Raw genomic sequence first — 17,224 nt, forward strand, 5'->3', positions numbered from 1 at the left:
TTCAAAATTAATAGTTTTGAAGTATAGCGAGTGACACATAAGAAGTAGATGAAATGTGATTGCTGGTGAGGAGTAAAAATCATAAACTATATCGTTTCTAAAATGATCCATAAGTTCTAATAAGATAAATCGTGCAGAGGATGGATTTTACGTTTTCAGTCATATTTTGATATACTAGATTCAAACTAAACAGTCATTTACTTAAGGAGCAAGCATGAAACAAAGAATTGCCATTTTATCTGATATACACGGAAATACGACGGCCTTAGAAGCAGTCCTAAATGATGCTAAAGAGCTAGGAGCGACCGAATACTGGCTTCTGGGTGATCTTTTTCTTCCTGGTCCGGGTGGAAATGATTTAATGGATCTTTTGGAAGGTCTGCCAATCACTGTAGCAGTCAGGGGAAATTGGGATGACTGTGTTTTAGAAGCTTTAGATGGTGTCTATGGCTTGGAAGATCCTCAAGAAATACAACTTTTGCGCCTAACCCAGTATTTGATGGAACGACTTGATACTCGCCATATTGACTGGTTGAGAAGTTTGCCACTTCTTGACAAGATTGAAGTGGATGGTTTGCGTTTTTCACTTAGTCATAACTTACCTGACAAAAACTACGGTGGAGCTTTACAGGTGACAAATGATACTTCAAATTTTGATCATTTGCTGGATGAGGAAACGGATATAGCTGTTTACGGTCATGTTCACAAGCAGTTGCTTCGTTATGGAAGTCAAGGACAACAAATTATTAATCCAGGTACGATTGGCATGCCCTATTTTGATTGGGAATCATTAAAAAACCATCGCGCCCAGTACGCCGTAATTGAAGTTGAAGATGGCGAATTGGTAAATATGCAATTTCGTAAGGTCGCTTATGACTATGAAGCGGAGTTGAAATCGGCCAAAGAAAAAGGACTTCCTTTTATTGAAATGTATGAAGAACTACGACGTGAAGATAACTATCCAGGCCATAATAAGGAACTGTTAACTTCCTTGATTCAGCAACATGATTACATGGAGGATGTCAAAGATTTCCTTCAGAAAATAAAAAATGAAAGTTAAAGAAAGATGACCTTAAATTTTGACAAACATAGAGATCATTTGGAACAAGATATTCGAGAAGAACTTCAGAGTATTTATATAGACAAATTCAAAATACTAGACATTAAAGAAAATAACATGGATCCCTATTGTCCGATCTTTTTATTTGAGATAAAGCTTGAGGACTATCGGGATAGATTAGATATTTTAGTTGATGGTAGTGATCTGATACTAGAGTGGGGAGAGGAAAAATACGCGATTCAGTATAAGTATGATCGCGAAAATCTAAAGGAAGGACTGGAAAGAATTAAGCTCTATCTAGATCAACCAGAATTGATTTTTTCTGAACCTCTAAGTCCTATAAATGTCCAACTGAAGTCTAAAGGCATTGAAAGAATGATTGCTAATGTCTTTGAGGGGAAAACGAGAACCAACTGCTGGGAAAAATCTGACCAAAAGGATGGAGATTATAAAGCTCTTATTACGACTCTCTTGCCTCGCTACCAGGCTTCTTTTACCCTTGAGCTAGCAGAACAACACTTTATCGTGAAAGATATCTTTCCTATCAAGGCCGGCATAGAAAGTCAAGGTTTTCAGATGCATCAGCCGATTGATTTAACCTCCTCAAATATGGCTTCTTTCTTGAGTGAATTTAAGGAATTTATAGAAGATGACTGGGAAAAGTGTGAAGAAAAATTAACTGACTCAATGTCTGTCTTCGAGCTCATTTTGACTACTCCTCTTAGGCCTGATACGGTAGGGGCAAAGGTTTTGCAGGTACGGAGAATTATTAGCACAAGCTTCACAAAGGACGTTTCTTTTTTTGAAACGACCAAGAGGATGAAGGATGGTAGTCTTTATGAGGTTGATTTTTTTGCAAAATCCAACTTTTATTCGGCAATCTTCTCTATTACTTTGATCGGCAGGCATTTTTATCTTCACGTGACTAGGCCAAATAAAGCAGACTTGAAAGATTATTGGGATTTATTTGGTTACCCTTATGAGTTAACTGAAGAAAATCTTAGAAAGGTAATAAAGACAGCAGAGACATATTTTGCTAGTCATCTAAAAAAGGAACAAAAGCCATCAGGTTCTAATAAGAGTAAATCTCAACTAATCCATCAAATTAAAGCCAAAGCAAGAAAAAAGAATGAGGTGCTCGCGAAAGAAAAAGCTGACAAGGAAGTTTATTTAGGACTACGAAAATTGTTGAAACTGCAAGTCCTCATTTTCTTTATCTTGATGATTTTGGCATTTGTCGTAGAGGTGTATATGGCTGGAGCAGGCTATAAAGCCTTTAAAATGAGAATTCAGTTTAGTCGGGTATCAGTGCATAGTTTTTCGCTTCTTTTTCTTACCATGTATGGTTTTTTGACGCTCTATATCACTGGGCTGAAGATTAATGGATTTTTAAAGCAGTATCCTCGTTGGAAAGGACTTCCGACCAAGGGAAGTAGTCTTCCTAAAAAAGAGACCGGTTTGACATTCTTGGTGCTTTTTCTTGTTCTTTTTCTAGGCGCCATTGAATTGACCCTTCGCAAACCTGAACCAAAAGTGGAAATACCTAAGATAGATCAAAATTTAAACAAGGTTTTTGAGCAAGAAAGAAGTTCTAGTTACAGTGATTTAATAAAGGGCTTGAGAGATTCAAGTAGCCAGAATGGAGAAAACGAAACCTCTGCTACAGAATAATCTTATTAAGTAGCAAGGGCTGATAGTTCTATCTAATAGAGAATGAAAAACCTCAGCAAACTCTTACAAAATATGATAAAATGAAGCTAGTATATTAAGAAAAGGAAGAGACCTATGAAATTTCTAGAACTCAATAAAAAGCGTCACGCAACCAAGCATTTCAATGATAAGCCTGTGGATCCAAAGGATGTTCGCACAGCGATTGAAATTGCGACTTTGGCTCCAAGTGCCCACAATAGCCAGCCATGGAAATTTGTAGTAGTGCGAGAACGCAATCAAGACTTAGCAGAAATTGCTTTTGGCTCTAACCAAGATCAGGTTAAAGAAGCACCAGTAACCATTGCCCTCTTTACGGATACTGATTTGACCAAGCGGTCTCGTAAGATTGCACGTGTGGCTGGAGTTAAAAATTTCTCTGATGAGCAGCTTCAATTCTACATGCAGAATCTACCAGCTGAGTTTGCTCGCTATAGCGACCAACAAAAGAGTGATTACTTGGCCCTTAATGCTGGTCTAGTAGCTATGAATCTCGTTCTGGCTTTGACTGACCAAGGTATCGGATCCAATATTATTCTAGGTTTTGATAAATCTAAGATTAATGAAGTCTTGGAGATTGATGAGCGTTTCCGTCCGGAACTCTTGATTACGGTTGGTTATACTGATGACAAATTAGAGCCTAGCTATCGTTTGCCAGTTGACGAAATCATTGAAAAACGTTGATACAGCAGTATTGATTTAAATCGAATTAGAGATTGGGGTAATATAATGACAATTGATTTTAAAGCAGAAGTTGAAAAACGCAGAGAAGCTCTCTTGGCCGACCTGTTCAGTCTTTTGGAAATTAACTCAGAGCGGGATGACTCTAAGGCAGACAAGGAGCATCCTTTTGGACCTGGACCTGTTCAAGCCCTACATAAGTTTTTAGAAATCGCTGAACGAGATGGATATGAAACCAAGAATGTAGACAATTATGCTGGTCACTTTACTTTTGGCGAGGGTCAAGAAGAACTAGGGATTTTTGCCCACATGGATGTGGTTCCTGCCGGAAGTGGCTGGAATACAGATCCTTACAAACCTGAAATCCTTGATGGTAAGCTTTATGCGCGTGGTTCATCTGATGATAAAGGTCCAACCATGGCTTGTTACTATGGTTTGAAAATCATCAAAGACTTGGGACTGCCAGTATCGAAGCGTGTGCGCTTTGTGGTGGGGACTGATGAGGAATCCGGTTGGCAAGACATGGACTATTATTTCAAGCATGTTGGTCTGCCTGAACCAGACTTTGGTTTCTCACCAGATGCGGAATTTCCAATCATTAATGGAGAAAAAGGGAATATCACCGAGTACCTCCATTTTGGAAATGACAACACTGGGAATGCTAAACTTCATAGCTTTACAGGTGGCCTCCGTGAAAATATGGTGCCAGAGTCTGCAACAGCAGTTGTATCTGGACAATTACCGGATCTTGCTGGTCTCTTAGATGCCTTTGCCAAGGAACACAAGCTTCAGTATGAAATCTCAACTGTTGATGAAGAAACCTATACCATTACGATTATTGGTAAGTCTGCTCATGGATCAACTCCTGAAGATGGAATCAATGGTGGGACCTACTTGGCCCTCTTGTTGAACCAATTTGACTTTGGTGGTGCTGCCAAGTCTTATCTGGAAGTGGCAGCTCGAGTACTGCACGAGGACTTTACTGGTGAGAAGTTAGGAATTGCATATACAGATGCTAAAATGGGCTCTCTCAGCATGAATGCTGGTGTCTTCCATTTTGACAGTGCTAAGGCAGACAATACTATTGCTCTGAACATCCGTTACCCGCAAGGAACTGATCCGAAAGCGATTCAGGCCAGTCTTGAAAAAGTTGCTGGTGTTGTGTCAGTAAGCCTATCTGAGCACGGACACACTCCACACTATGTTCCAGCAGATGATGAATTGGTAGCAACTCTTTTGAGTGTTTATGAAAAACAAACAGGTCTCAAGGGACATGAGCAAGTCATTGGTGGTGGAACCTTTGGCCGTCTTTTGAAGCGTGGTGTGGCTTTTGGTGCTATGTTCCCAGACTATGTCAACACTATGCACCAAGCTAACGAATTTACAGATGTAGAAGATCTTTTCCGTGCTGCGGCCATTTACGCAGAAGCTATCTACGAATTAATCAAATAAAAAAGAAGAACTCGTTTGGTCTTTCCAAATGAGTTTCTTTGCAAGGAGCTATCATGCAAACAATAGAGGATATTGCTAAGGCCATCATGGCCGACCCAGAAAATCAAGCATATACAAAGCAGGGAATCAAGCCACTCTTTGCGGCACCAAAGAATGCTCGAATTAACATTGTTGGTCAAGCACCGGGACTTAAAACTCAAGAGGCTGGACTTTACTGGAAGGACAAGAGTGGTGACCGTCTTAGAAAATGGCTTGGTGTCGATGAAGAGACTTTTTATAATTCTGGTTACTTTGCAGTTTTGCCCATGGATTTTTATTTCCCAGGGCATGGAAAGTCTGGGGACTTACCACCTCGTAAGGACTTTGCAGATAAATGGCATCAACCGATTTTAGATCTTTTGCCAGATATTGAGCTGACTATTTTGATTGGTCAGTATGCGCAGAAATACTATCTACATCAAACAGGAAATGTCAAGTTGACTGAGACGGTCCAACGTTATAAAAACTATCTGCCTGACTTTTTTCCTTTAGTTCATCCATCGCCCCGCAACCAAATCTGGATGGCTAAAAATCCTTGGTTTGAGGCTGAAGTGGTGCCAGAATTGCAAGGATTGGTACAAAAGATTATTCATCAATAAAGGAGTAAAACTATGGATGCATATCAACAAGTGGCTAACAAGTTGCAAGAGTTGGGGATCACTTTTGATGTAGTGGAGCACCCACCTGCATTTACGACAGAGCAGGCAGATAGTTATATTGAAGGCATGGAAGGCGTTCGAACTAAGACCATGTTTTTGACTAATAAAAAGAAAACTCAGTATTACCTACTGATTATGGATGACAAGAAAAGTCTGGATATGGACTTGTTTAAAGAGCTAGTTTCAGCCAATCGTATTCGTATGGCTTCAGCGGATTCCCTCTATGAAAAAATGCAGTTACCACCAGGAACGGTATCACCTTTTGGTCTGCTCAACAATGAGGAAAAGGATATTCAAGTTTATTTTGATAAGGACATTGTATCAGAGGATATCATGACTTTCCATCCCAATACCAATGAAAAGACCATCTTTGTCTCTACAACAGATTTGTTTAAGTTCCTGCAAGATCTGGGATATTCTTATGAAGTACTGGAGCTTTAGCCAGCTAATTCTCTGAAAAAGAGGAGTATTAAAAGTAGAGAGGAGATAAAAAGATGGCATCTAGCAAGGAATATCTGACTTTTATCTTGGAGCAGTTATCTGATTTAGATGAGATCAGCTATCGGGCTATGATGGGGGAGTATATTATTTATTACAAAGGGAAAATAGTCGGTGGCATCTATGATGATCAGCTCTTGATCAAACCAGTCAAAGCGGCTCAGAAATATCTGTCTGAAGCTGTGCAGGTGTCTCCCTATCCTGGTGCTAAAGAAATGCTACTGGTAGACAATTTGGACAGTAAAGACTACCTAACCACTTTATTTGAAGCTATGTTTGAAGAGCTACCAGCTCCAAAACCCAAAAAGAAGAAATAAGTAGTAAGAAGCCGCTTTCTGATGAAACTGGTTTTTCTTGTCATAATGAAATGCTCCTTAACAGTGTTGTAAGTGTTTTACAGTGAAAACTAAATCTTTGACAGCTATTATTCTATTTAATATAATTAGAAAATAGTTCTATATCGTAGATTATAAAGGAGGAAAAATGACGAAACAGCTTAACTGTGGTTTTTATATCGGGAAGATCCACAGATTATCCAACCGACTGATGAATCGGATATTACTGGACCAAGAGATTCAGGATTTTAATGGTGAACAAGGACGGATTCTTCATGCTTTGTGGCAGCAAGATCGACTGAGTCAAACGCAACTAGCAAATAAGACAGGTCTTACACTCAATACTCTAACAAAGATGTTAGAGCGGATGATGGAGATGAATCTGGTTGAACGTTGTCCCCATGAAAAGGATAAGCGAAAGAAAGTCATTTGTTTGACTGATCATGCTAAGAGTTTGAAAGATGATTATGATCGAATTTCTAAGGAAATGACAGAGATCATATATCAAGATTTTTCCCCAAAAGAAGCAAAAGATTTTGAAACTTGTCTTGAAAAAATTCTGCTCAATTTGGAAAGAGTGGAAAAAGAAGAAGGATGAGTGAGCCTATAGTATTATCTTGAATTTAAAAGAAGTCTTAGCATAGTGGTGATGGATTCAAATATAAAATGCCTTCCAGAGCCTTTTACAGTTTTTGGTTTTCACTATAAGAATTGTCGATTAAGTTAAGTCTAAGTTTGATTAGTTACACTATCCAAAAAAAGGGAGGTGATCCTATGAAAAAAATGAGAGCTATTGTTATTTATGATCCGGGAGGACCAGAAAAACTTCTTTTAGAAGAAAGACCTATTCCTGAATTACGAGAAGGATGGACTTTGGTTAAGGTTAGAGGATTTGGAATAAATCATTCAGAAATCTTTACACGACAAGGCTTGTCACCTAGTGTTAGCTTCCCTAGAATTTTAGGCATTGAATGTGTTGGCCAGGTAGCTGAGACGACCCGGACAGATTTAGAGATTGGTCAGAAGGTAGTCTCTATTATGGGAGAAATGGGGCGAGCTTACGACGGCTCATATGCTGAGTACGTCCTCCTGCCAAATGACCAGGTTTATCCTGTCGAAACCAGTCTGTCTTGGGCTGAGCTAGCTGCGGTTCCTGAGACCTATTATACAGCTCTTGGCTCTTTAAAAAATTTGCATATTAAGCCCGAAGATAAGATTTTAGTTCGGGCGGCAACCAGCGGTGTTGGTCTAGCTTTTGCTCGCCTTGCCAAAGCTCAGTTTCCTGATGTTCATATCGTTGGTTCGGTTCGAAGTGGCTCTAAACAATTTTTACTTAAGCATCAAGCTTATGATGACATTGTTATTGATCAAGATGGTCGCTTGGAGACTGAGGAGCAGTTCGATAAAATTCTAGAGTTGGTAGGTCCATCGACTATTAAGGATTCATTTGTTCATATTGCTCCGGGCGGAATTATCTGTGTAACTGGTCTCTTAGGGGGACAGTGGGAGCTAGAAGGATTTAACCCAATTGAAGAGATAAGGAATAATAGTTTTATGACGACCTTTCATTCAGCTCAAGTCAACCAAGAATTGATGGATGAGTTGTTTGACTATATTGACCGATACCAAGTAGATGTTTCCCCGAGGCGCGTTTTTTCCTTGGAAGAAGTGCCCGAAGCTCATGCTTATATTGAAGGGAAGACAGGTTTTGGTAAGGTTGTGATTATCAATGAAAATAAATAGGAGAAGCATGATGAAAAAGATTAGTGCAAAAGAATTACAAGGTCTTTTACAGACTGAAAAGATTGAATTGATTGATGTTCGTGAAGTAGATGAGTTTGCGAATGGGCATGTAGCTGGCGCTCGCAATTTGCCTCTTAGTGGCTTAGCAGAAAACTATCTTAGCTTAGATAAGAGGATTTCCTACCATGTCATCTGCCAAAAAGGAGGTCGGTCTGCACGGGCATGTGAATTTTTGGAAGGCCAAGGTTATCAGGTGACCAATGTAGAGGGCGGAGTCGAAGCTTATCCAGATGAATTGACGCAATAGAAATTTTGAGAAGACCACTAAAATTCATTGAATTTTTGGTGGTCTTTTTGTAGAATGTAGGTAAGAATTTCTCTTGTTTTATATGTCTTGTGAATGGAGGATCTTTTCCTATGAAAATGAAAACAATAGCTTATTTATTGCTTGGCTTCTCTGCCTTTACATTAGTTGCTTGTTCACTTGATAAGAAAGCTAAGGAAAGTTCTAAGACGTCAGGATCAACTTCTGTTCAAACAAAAGAGCATTCTGTCAATCAGCAAATAGAAAATCAAGCAGAAGATAAGAAAACAAATAAAAAACAAAAGGATGCAGAGCTTTCTTATAACGGAAGTTATTATAGTCTACAAGGAAAGTATGAGGAGATCCTGATTGTAAATAAAAAGTACCCTCTCTCTTCTCATTACAATCCTGGAGAAAATCCTACTGCTAAGGCAGCCTTACTTAAGCTGATTGCGGACATGAAAGCCGCTGGTTATGCTGTAAGTGACCAATACAGTGGTTTCCGCAGTTATGATACTCAGCTAGAACTTTACCAAAATTATGTCGATAGAGATGGAAAGGAGGCTGCCGATCGTTATTCAGCTAGACCTGGATATAGTGAACATCAGTCTGGTTTAGCCTTTGACTTGATTGATACAGAAGGAAATCTGCTGGAAGAACCAGGTGCCAGCCAGTGGCTTTTGGATAATGCTGCCAATTATGGCTTTATTGTGCGGTTTTTAAAAGGTAAGGAAACTTCAACAGGCTACATGCCAGAAAGCTGGCATCTGCGTTATATTGGACGGGAAGCTAAGGAAATTGCTGATTCAGGGAAATCATTAGAAGAATACTTTGGTATTTCTGGAGGAGATTATCAAGATTGATAGAATGGGGCTCCGTCTTTTCTATAGGTCATTATAAAATAAAACAAGGAGGATAAATTTATGAAATTTTACAAAATTGATCCATCAATTGATGTTGTTGAGACACCTGTTGAAGAAAGAGGTCGTTTGATCCGTCATCTTCATTTGGCAAAGGGGAAGGAAATTCCTGAACATAAGGCTGATGCATTAGTGACAGTAGTTTGCTTGGAAGGTAAGGTGAATTTTACTGCTTTAGGAGAAACTGTTCAAATGCTTCCAGGAACTTTTCTTACAATGGAACCCAATGAACTGCACAGTTTATATGGTGTGGAAGAAAGTCACGTCCTAGTTATTCAGCAATTGATTTATTAAGAACAAAAAAGAAGTCTGATGTTTTACATCAGACTTCTTTTTTAATCGAGTTCTAAGGTGGATTAAATAAAGAGAAGTGGATCTTCTAGTTATGGATTGGTAGTTACAAGACCTTGTTCATTAAAGGTATATTGTTTGCCATTGATTAGAAGAGTTTCACTGTGAGCCATTTTCCCATCTTCTTTAAGGTAATACGAACCCTGCCAAGCATTTGAGAGCATGGATCCATCTTCAGTTGCGAAGTAATACCATTCGTCAGCGATCTGTTGCCAACCAGTTAACATTTCCCCGTTTACTGGATTAAGATAATAAGATTTTCCAGTATCACCTATTTGATGAAGTCCTGTTAGCATATATCCATCAATCGGCTGAAAATAATACCATTTTCCTTGAATATTTTGCCAGCCTGTGAGCATACTTCCGTCTGTTGGATTAAAATAATACCAGGCTGGCCCTTCATGGTTACCAGCACCTGTTAATTGTTGCCATCCAGTCTGCATATCCCCATTTTTATCATGGAAATAATAACATTCACCGTTTTCACCAACCTGCTGGACTCCAGTTAGCATATAACCTTCAGCAGGATCAAGGTAGTACCACTTACCTTTGATATTCTGCCATCCCGTCTTCATATCTCCATTTTCTGGGTCGAAATAATACCAAGATCTTTCTTTGTAATATCCAAAACCATCTAATTCTTGCCAGCCAGTCAGCATATAGCCGTTGACGTTGAAGAAATAATACCTTCCATTAATTTGCTGCCATTGATTTCTGGGAAAACTACCATCTGGATATTTGTACCACCAACCCTTCTTATCTTTAATCCACTGTCCATCTGTGTGATTAGTGATTTGCGGTCGAATCTGTTGGGCTTGAACAGAAATACCATCTTGTATCACTAAAGTTGCTAATAGACCAACTAACAATAAAAGTTGTATAAGGAATAGCGAGCGACGTTTCATTTTTTCCTCCTTCAAAGGTTTCAGCTGGAGTGAAATAAAAATTTCACAGAGAGAAGTGTTACTGCAGTTAAGATACCATATTTTCTTTTATTCTTCAAACAAACAGAAATGTCTAATTTATTCAAGCATATTTATTATTTGCATTTGTAATCAAAAATAAACGAGTCTATCTAGATGGCTTTAAAATAAGTATTTATAAGAATGTAATATTCTTCTATTTTAGATAAATATCTAAAACAACGAATCTTTCAAAAATTAGTGATATATTAAAAGCATATTTTGTTTCATGTATAAAACAAAAATAAACACTGTTTTATAGATATAATACCTTTTTGTATGAAATAGCTTCACAGATCAAACCATAAAAGCACTTACTGTCTTGTTTACAAATAAAAAATAGGGTTAACTCTTAAAATATCAAAAAATTGCATGTAAAATAAAACAAAAACGAACATAGATAAAAAATAGAATTACATTAAGAACAATATTGAAAAAAATAATTTTGAAAACACGAACAAATTTCTTGCTTTGCCTAAATTTTTGTGTTATAGTTTAGGTCGATGTGAAATATGCATAAAAAAGAATTTTTTAGCAATATTGATATTGGGTAGTTTTTCTTTTTGTCAAATTATTTGTCTCAGAAGTTTACGCGAAACTATCTGATTAAAACATGATTGATGCTGATCTAAAGATTCAAGTCCTAGATATCATATTTACTGAAGAATTATTTTTTGTCATGGCACGTCTAAAATATCAGATCATTCTAAAAGATAAATGAATGATTTTGGAGGTTTATTATAATGTCGAAACGTCTAAGATTTTTATCTTGTTCAGTTTTAGCTGCAGCAGCAGTGATTCCAGCTTTTTCTGGAAATACTGTTCAGGCCGCTGACTACTATGGTTATAGTTCTCGCTATAGTAACTTATACCAACCAGGTGTTAATTACTGGAATACTGGCTTCACAAGTCGCCGTAATACAGTAACTAACAGCCGTACTAGTCGTCATAGCAGTCGTCGTAACTCTCGTTACAACAACTACAGCTATGGTTACAATAACTATGGATACGGATATGGCTATGGATACAATAACTATTATTTAGGTTCTAATATTTGGGATTATTTCTATCCAAATTACAACTACAATAACTATGGTTACAACTACAATAACTATGGTTACAATGGTTGGAACAACTACAACAACCTAGTAAACGATGAAAACTATATCTACTGGAATGGTAATCACTACTACCGTATGAACGATGGTAGCTACCGTATTTACCGTGACGGTGAATGGAAACCATTGACAAACAATAGCAACAATAACTCATCATCTAACAATTTGGAAAACGATCCTCATTACCGTTATGAAAATGGCTACCATTACTATGTTTTAGAAAATGGTGACTATTACTATTACCAAGATGGTAAATGGGTATTGGTTAAGACTTCAACCAACAATTCAACAACTCCATCACCTCAAGCTCAGCCGGAAACTCCAAGTACAGAACAACCAGCTGAAGATCCAAAACCAGCACAACCAGCTGAGGATCCAAAACCAGAAGTTCCAACTCCAACTCCAGCACAACCTGAGGCTCCAACTCCAGCGCCTAGCGATAAACCTGAAGAGCCTACTACACCTGCTGAACCAAAACCAGAACAACCAACAACTCCAAGTCTTGATTTACCAGAAAATCCGCCAATTAACGGTGCAGATAGTGATTTTGATCCATTCAAACCATCAACAGAAACGCCGGCTGAGCCTAAACCTGAAACACCAGCAACACCAGCTGTTCCAACAACACCAGGTTTGGTAACAACTGAAGAATCAAGTGAAAACCAAATCCCTGATTATGTTGAAAAACCAGCAGAAGGACTTGAGCACTTGGCATGGGCACCAAATGGACAAACGCCAAAATTGGTTTACCCACCAGGAAAACCAGGTGATAAAGCCCTTAAGAATGATAAAAACTACTACTTCGATGGTAGCACACATTACTACTATGTACCATCTAACTCAGACCGTACAGGTTATTCAGCATATTGGAAGTGGATTGGACAAAAATGGAAACTTCAAGGTATGACAGATCCAAACGATCCAGGTATTGATCCAAAACTTCACGAAAATACTGCTGACGATGAGTACATGTACAGTGATCAAAACTCTAGCGTGAAACTCTACTCAACAAACTTGGTAACTACTGCCAAAGCTGGTCAACCATTGCCATTCAAGAACGTTGAAGAGTTCAAGAAATACGTTATCGAAAAAATGAATCCTAAATTCCTTGATAACGCTGGATGGGATGCTAAAGCTGAGTGGGAAATCGAAGATGCAGATATCTTTGAAAAGACTAAAGAAAACCCATATGCTAAGGACTATGTCTTGATTGCAAACCTCAAGAGTGGTGTTGAGGACAAGAAATACAGTGACGTAGAATTTGGTTATGTGAAGTTTGTTTACCGTGTTGAAGCGACAAACGATACAAACTATGACTATGTTTCAAAAGCGAAAGAAGCTTTCGCTAAAATCAATGAAACTCGTAAAGCTCAAGGTTTGAAAGAGTTGACTTGGTCAGAAGACATTTATCAAAACCAAGCACTTCCGAAAGTAAACGAAATTTCACGTCAATACGATAGCGCTGGCTTTGTCGGACGTCGTGATGAAGATGCAGCTACTGTCGTTAAGAAATGGGCAAACAGCGGTTTGAGAGAATTGCTTCTTGATCCAAACGTAACTGAAGGAGCTGTAGCGACAGTCGTAGATGGAAACGGTGTATACTACTGGACTTACAACTACAAATAATCAATCTTTTCCTAATGATTTCACTTAATTAACTAGAAAATCCCTTAAGATCAAATTCTTAAGGGATTTTTGTTCAAAAACTTCAATAGTATATATGCAAAAAAACACAAAAAAAATAGGATAATATTTATGTTTTTGTTTGACTAAGAGATTAGATGGGGATAGAATACTATATAGAGGAGGAGTAGACTATCATTGTTTTTATTACAAAGGAGTATAAGTAATGAAATCAAAAAGAAAGTATCTATCGAGAGTGATGCTGTTTAGTTCTGCCTTAGTATTAGCTTTTCTTGCTACAAATACTGCTCAGGCAGAGGAACATAATGACGTATTTTATTCTCGCTATCGTCCAGGATTTAACTATTATAATCCGCGCGTCAGAAATAACTATAATTACGGTCGATACCCTGGTTATTACAATCCATGGTATAACTATAATGTCTTTTATTGGAATGGAAATTACTACTATAAAAACCAGAACGGAGACTATTATGTCTACAAGAATGGTAAGTGGGAACTCTATTACCAAGATGGCTTTAATAAACTGAAGAATGATCCGCATTATCGTTATGAAAATGGCTATCACTATTATGTGTTGGATGATGGTTCATACTATTACTATGAAAATGGTAAGTGGGTTTATGTTAAGAAAGCAGAAGATCCAACTCCAGAACCAAATCCGACTCCAGATCCTAAGCCAGATCCTGAAACACCTAAGCCAGAGAAGCCTGACTGGGCACCAAATCCAAATATAGATTATAGTAAATTGCCAAAACCTCTCTACAGACCTGATGATCCTCGGATGAAGAGTGATCCTCGCTTTGTAGATGATAACGGCACCTATTATTACCGAGTCCATCTTGGAGACGAAAACCCTGATGGTATCGATGGATATTACAAGTGGATGGGCGACCGCTGGAAACTATTTAACGGAACGGATCCAAATGATCCGGCTCTTGATCCAAATAATCATTCCAATCCAAAGGACGATGAATATAATTATGATGATAATGCTTCTACAGTTAAACTATACTCAGAGAATCTAGTTGGTACTGGTAAAGCAGGAGATCCTCTTCCATTCAAGAGCAAGGAAGAATTTATCTCTTATGTTCAGCAACATCTGGCACCAAAAATGATAGATAATGCAGGCTATGACTGTAAGGTGACATATGAACTCGAAGAAGAAGATGTCTTTAATCAAGCAGTGGATCATGCTTGGGCTAGAGATTACGTTTTGACAGCTTATTTGACAAGTAGCGTCAAAGGATATGAAAAAACAGAATTTGGTCATGTGAAGTTTATTTATCGTGTGGAAAAAACTGAAAACTCAAACTTCCCTAATATTGATAAGGCTAAAGCTGCTTTTGCAAAATTAAATGCGGAACGTAGAAGACTTGGCTTACAAGAACTAACATGGTCCGATGAACTTTATAACAATCAATCTTTACCAACAGCTCAGAAACTTTCTGTCAATTATGATAGTAGCGCTGGTATCACCTTCCGTCGAGAAGAAAATGCTGAAGTAGTTGCTAACAAATGGCTAAACTCAGGAAATAGAGAATTGATTCTAAATCCTGATGCCAAAGAAGGTGCCGTTGCCTGTGTACAAGCAGGTGATGGTACATATTATTGGGTGTTTAATTATAAATAAAATAAATGAATATAATGGTCTATTCCTTTAACCGAGAACTTCCTCCATCTTTTAGATGGGGGGAGTTTTATATTACTAAAAGCAAAACAAAAGCCACTTCCGAGTAATCGGAAGTGGCTTGAATTCAATAATCGAATGTATTGAATAGATGTTCTTATTTGAGACCGTATTTTTTGTTGAAACGATCCACACGTCCATCTGCTTGAGTGAACTTTTGACGTCCAGTGTAGAATGGGTGTGAGTCTGATGAAATTTCAACACGGATCAATGGGTAAGTTTCCCCTTCGAATTCAACTGTTTCGTTTGAACGCTTAGTTGAACCACTAAGGAATTGGTAACCAGTTGAAGTATCCATGAAGACAACAGGACGGTATTCTGGGTGAATATCTTTTCTCATTTTAAAAAATTTCCTTTCTGCCATGGTCTCTTTGCGAGCCATAGATTAGTTACTTTGATAGTTTATCAAATTTCATTTGCTTTGACAAGCCTTTTCGCTCATTTTCTTTGCTTTTTGGCTAATTCTTTTAATTCTTGGAAGATTTCTTCATTTTCTTCTAGTGAATAGGAGTTGGCGCCACTAGCTAAGGGATGTCCTCCGCCATGATGATTTTTTGCGACTTCATTGATTGGAATGAATTTGCTGCGCAATCGTACACGGTAATGACCGCTTTCTTGTTCAACAAAGATTCCCCACAACTTGACGTCCTCAATTCGACCAGGAGTTGCGACAATATCTGCAGTTTCGGCATCTGTAAGTTGGTGAGCTTTTAGTAAATCCTGAGTGATGATGACACGAGCAGCTCCATTTTCATCAAGTTCAAGATGATCGTAAACATAGCCTTGAAGCTTAGCAACTTTGTAGCTGAAAGAGTCCATTTTCCGAGCCAGCGTAGCAAAATCAAAGGGAAATTCTCTTAATTGACTAGCGACTTGTAGGGTTCGAGCGGTAGTAGCGGGATAAAGAAAGCGTCCCGTGTCACCAGTAATTCCAGCGTAGAGGAGTTTAGCGATATATGCATCCATTTTTAGGTGATTGTCTAAAGCGAATAAAGAAATTAGTTCGCAGGTGCTACTTGAATTGGTATCAACCCACGCTAAATCACCATAAACGTCATCGTTAGGATGATGATCTATTTTAATCAGAAATGATCCATTTGGATACCTTTTATCATCAATTCGAGCTGTATTAGCAGTGTCGCATACGATAACCAAGGAGTTTTCATAATCTTGATCTGAGACATCATCCATTTGGGCTAGCCAAGTTAGACTTGGTTCATCGTATCCAGTTACCTTAACTGTTTTTTCAGGGAAATTTAGCTGAAGGAGCTTTTGTAAACCGACTTGACTACCTAAGGCATCAGGATCCGGATTTACATGGCGATGAATGATAATCGTTTTATATTCCTTGATCTTTTGTAAAATTTGATGTTGAATTGTCATAGAAAAAATCGTTCCTTCTTGCTTAGAGTTATTGTTTAATTGTAACACAAGATTTCTATTTTTAAAATGAAAAATATGTGCTATAATTATCAATAGAAGATATTTTGGAGGAAACTATGGCTTTAGCAAAAATTGTATTTGCAAGTATGACAGGTAATACAGAAGAAATCGCTGATATCGTTGCTGATAAGTTAAGAGATTTAGGCTTAGATGTTGATGTTGATGAGTGTACGACAGTTGATGCTTCAGATTTTCTAGAAGCAGACATTGCTATTGTGGCGACCTATACGTACGGTGATGGAGAATTACCTGACGAAATCATGGATTTCTATGAAGACTTGGCTGATTTGGATTTATCTGATAAGATTTATGGTGTCGTTGGCTCAGGTGATACTTTCTATGACGAATTCTGTAAAGCAGTAGATGACTTTGATGCTGTTTTCGTTTCAACTGGTGCAACAAAAGGTGCTGAAAATGTTAAGGTTGATTTAGCAGCAGAAGAAGATGATATTGAAAATCTGGAGAATTTCGCTGCTAGCTTAGCTGCAAAAGTAAGCTAAGATATTTCCTAAAAAGTATAGAATAGTCAAAAGACGGAATATATGGGAAGGAAGAGAGGATTTGTTGTTCTCTCTTTTTTTCTTTAGTTTCATCGGGAGTTTTTCTGTAAAAAATGCT

General features: G+C 38.0%; 18 protein-coding genes. 15 read left to right on the top strand and 3 right to left on the bottom strand.

All coding sequences use genetic code 11. The annotated features are described in order from the left end of the window. Positions 1-214: 214 nt before the first annotated feature. The 12 genes from AWH02_RS07900 to AWH02_RS07955 all read left to right on the top strand — a co-directional run bounded on the left by AWH02_RS07900 (position 215) and on the right by AWH02_RS07955 (position 9,692). Positions 215-1,060 carry a metallophosphoesterase family protein gene (locus tag AWH02_RS07900; protein WP_060553953.1) on the top strand — a complete coding sequence of 282 codons (846 nt, stop codon included), beginning with the start codon at positions 215-217 and terminating at the stop codon, positions 1,058-1,060. A 117-nt stretch (positions 1,061-1,177) separates the two neighbouring features. Further along, positions 1,178-2,731 (top strand): hypothetical protein, encoded by a 1,554-nt coding sequence (locus tag AWH02_RS07905; protein ID WP_223358735.1) that lies wholly within the window; start codon positions 1,178-1,180, stop codon positions 2,729-2,731. Between the two features lie 114 nt (positions 2,732-2,845). Further along, complete coding sequence (locus AWH02_RS07910) at positions 2,846-3,451, top strand: nitroreductase family protein (RefSeq protein ID WP_012000291.1); 606 nt, start codon at positions 2,846-2,848, stop codon at positions 3,449-3,451. Between the two features lie 45 nt (positions 3,452-3,496). Next, positions 3,497-4,900 (top strand): dipeptidase PepV, encoded by a 1,404-nt coding sequence (gene pepV / locus AWH02_RS07915; protein WP_060553951.1) that lies wholly within the window; start codon positions 3,497-3,499, stop codon positions 4,898-4,900. 53 nt (positions 4,901-4,953) lie between these two features. Continuing rightward, entirely contained in the window at positions 4,954-5,538 is a 585-nt protein-coding gene (locus AWH02_RS07920) for a uracil-DNA glycosylase family protein (protein WP_060954918.1), read from the top strand. Positions 5,539-5,550: 12 nt separating this feature from the next. After that, the gene (locus AWH02_RS07925; protein ID WP_060553949.1) at positions 5,551-6,039 is read left to right on the top strand and encodes a prolyl-tRNA synthetase associated domain-containing protein; all 489 of its coding nucleotides are present in this window, start codon (positions 5,551-5,553) and stop codon (positions 6,037-6,039) included. A gap of 53 nt (positions 6,040-6,092) precedes the next feature. After that, on the top strand, positions 6,093-6,413 hold the full coding sequence (locus AWH02_RS07930; RefSeq protein ID WP_060553948.1) for a TfoX/Sxy family protein: 321 nt from the start codon (positions 6,093-6,095) through the stop codon (positions 6,411-6,413). 166 nt (positions 6,414-6,579) lie between these two features. Further along, positions 6,580-7,029: a MarR family transcriptional regulator gene (locus AWH02_RS07935; RefSeq protein WP_060553947.1), complete on the top strand. Its 450-nt coding sequence runs from the start codon at positions 6,580-6,582 to the stop codon at positions 7,027-7,029. A 176-nt stretch (positions 7,030-7,205) separates the two neighbouring features. Next, positions 7,206-8,174, top strand: a complete 969-nt coding sequence (locus tag AWH02_RS07940; protein WP_060553946.1) for a zinc-binding alcohol dehydrogenase family protein — start codon at positions 7,206-7,208, stop codon at positions 8,172-8,174. Then, on the top strand, positions 8,167-8,481 hold the full coding sequence (locus AWH02_RS07945; protein ID WP_081041947.1) for a rhodanese-like domain-containing protein: 315 nt from the start codon (positions 8,167-8,169) through the stop codon (positions 8,479-8,481). Before AWH02_RS07940 ends, AWH02_RS07945 begins: the two co-directional genes overlap by 8 nt. A gap of 116 nt (positions 8,482-8,597) precedes the next feature. Then, a complete protein-coding gene (gene ldcB, locus AWH02_RS07950) occupies positions 8,598-9,341 on the top strand; it encodes an LD-carboxypeptidase LdcB/DacB (RefSeq protein WP_060554088.1) in 744 nt (247 codons plus the stop codon). Positions 9,342-9,401: 60 nt separating this feature from the next. Continuing rightward, on the top strand, positions 9,402-9,692 hold the full coding sequence (locus AWH02_RS07955) for a cupin domain-containing protein (protein ID WP_045502298.1): 291 nt from the start codon (positions 9,402-9,404) through the stop codon (positions 9,690-9,692). A gap of 89 nt (positions 9,693-9,781) precedes the next feature. Here the strand turns inward: AWH02_RS07955 and AWH02_RS07960 are convergent, their stop codons facing one another. Beyond that, positions 9,782-10,654, bottom strand: coding sequence for an N-acetylmuramoyl-L-alanine amidase family protein (locus AWH02_RS07960; protein WP_060553944.1), 873 nt, complete (start codon positions 10,652-10,654; stop codon positions 9,782-9,784). 800 nt (positions 10,655-11,454) lie between these two features. Here AWH02_RS07960 and AWH02_RS07965 point away from each other — a divergent pair. Both AWH02_RS07965 and AWH02_RS07970 read left to right on the top strand, forming a co-directional pair. Then, positions 11,455-13,455, top strand: a complete 2,001-nt coding sequence (locus AWH02_RS07965) for a CAP domain-containing protein (RefSeq protein ID WP_060553943.1) — start codon at positions 11,455-11,457, stop codon at positions 13,453-13,455. 223 nt (positions 13,456-13,678) lie between these two features. Next, positions 13,679-15,106 carry a CAP domain-containing protein gene (locus tag AWH02_RS07970; protein WP_060553942.1) on the top strand — a complete coding sequence of 476 codons (1,428 nt, stop codon included), beginning with the start codon at positions 13,679-13,681 and terminating at the stop codon, positions 15,104-15,106. A gap of 154 nt (positions 15,107-15,260) precedes the next feature. On the opposite strand, the gene AWH02_RS07975 is transcribed toward AWH02_RS07970, so the two are convergent. After that, entirely contained in the window at positions 15,261-15,503 is a 243-nt protein-coding gene (locus AWH02_RS07975) for a type B 50S ribosomal protein L31 (protein ID WP_002895374.1), read from the bottom strand. Between the two features lie 98 nt (positions 15,504-15,601). Further along, positions 15,602-16,546 carry a DHH family phosphoesterase gene (locus AWH02_RS07980; protein ID WP_060553941.1) on the bottom strand — a complete coding sequence of 315 codons (945 nt, stop codon included), beginning with the start codon at positions 16,544-16,546 and terminating at the stop codon, positions 15,602-15,604. 116 nt (positions 16,547-16,662) lie between these two features. Between AWH02_RS07980 and AWH02_RS07985 the strand changes: the two genes are divergently transcribed. After that, entirely contained in the window at positions 16,663-17,106 is a 444-nt protein-coding gene (locus AWH02_RS07985) for a flavodoxin (protein WP_008808931.1), read from the top strand. The last annotated feature ends 118 nt before the right edge of the window (positions 17,107-17,224 follow it).

It is taken from the genome of Streptococcus gordonii, assembly GCF_001553855.1.
Classification (GTDB): Bacteria; Bacillota; Bacilli; order Lactobacillales; family Streptococcaceae; genus Streptococcus; species Streptococcus gordonii.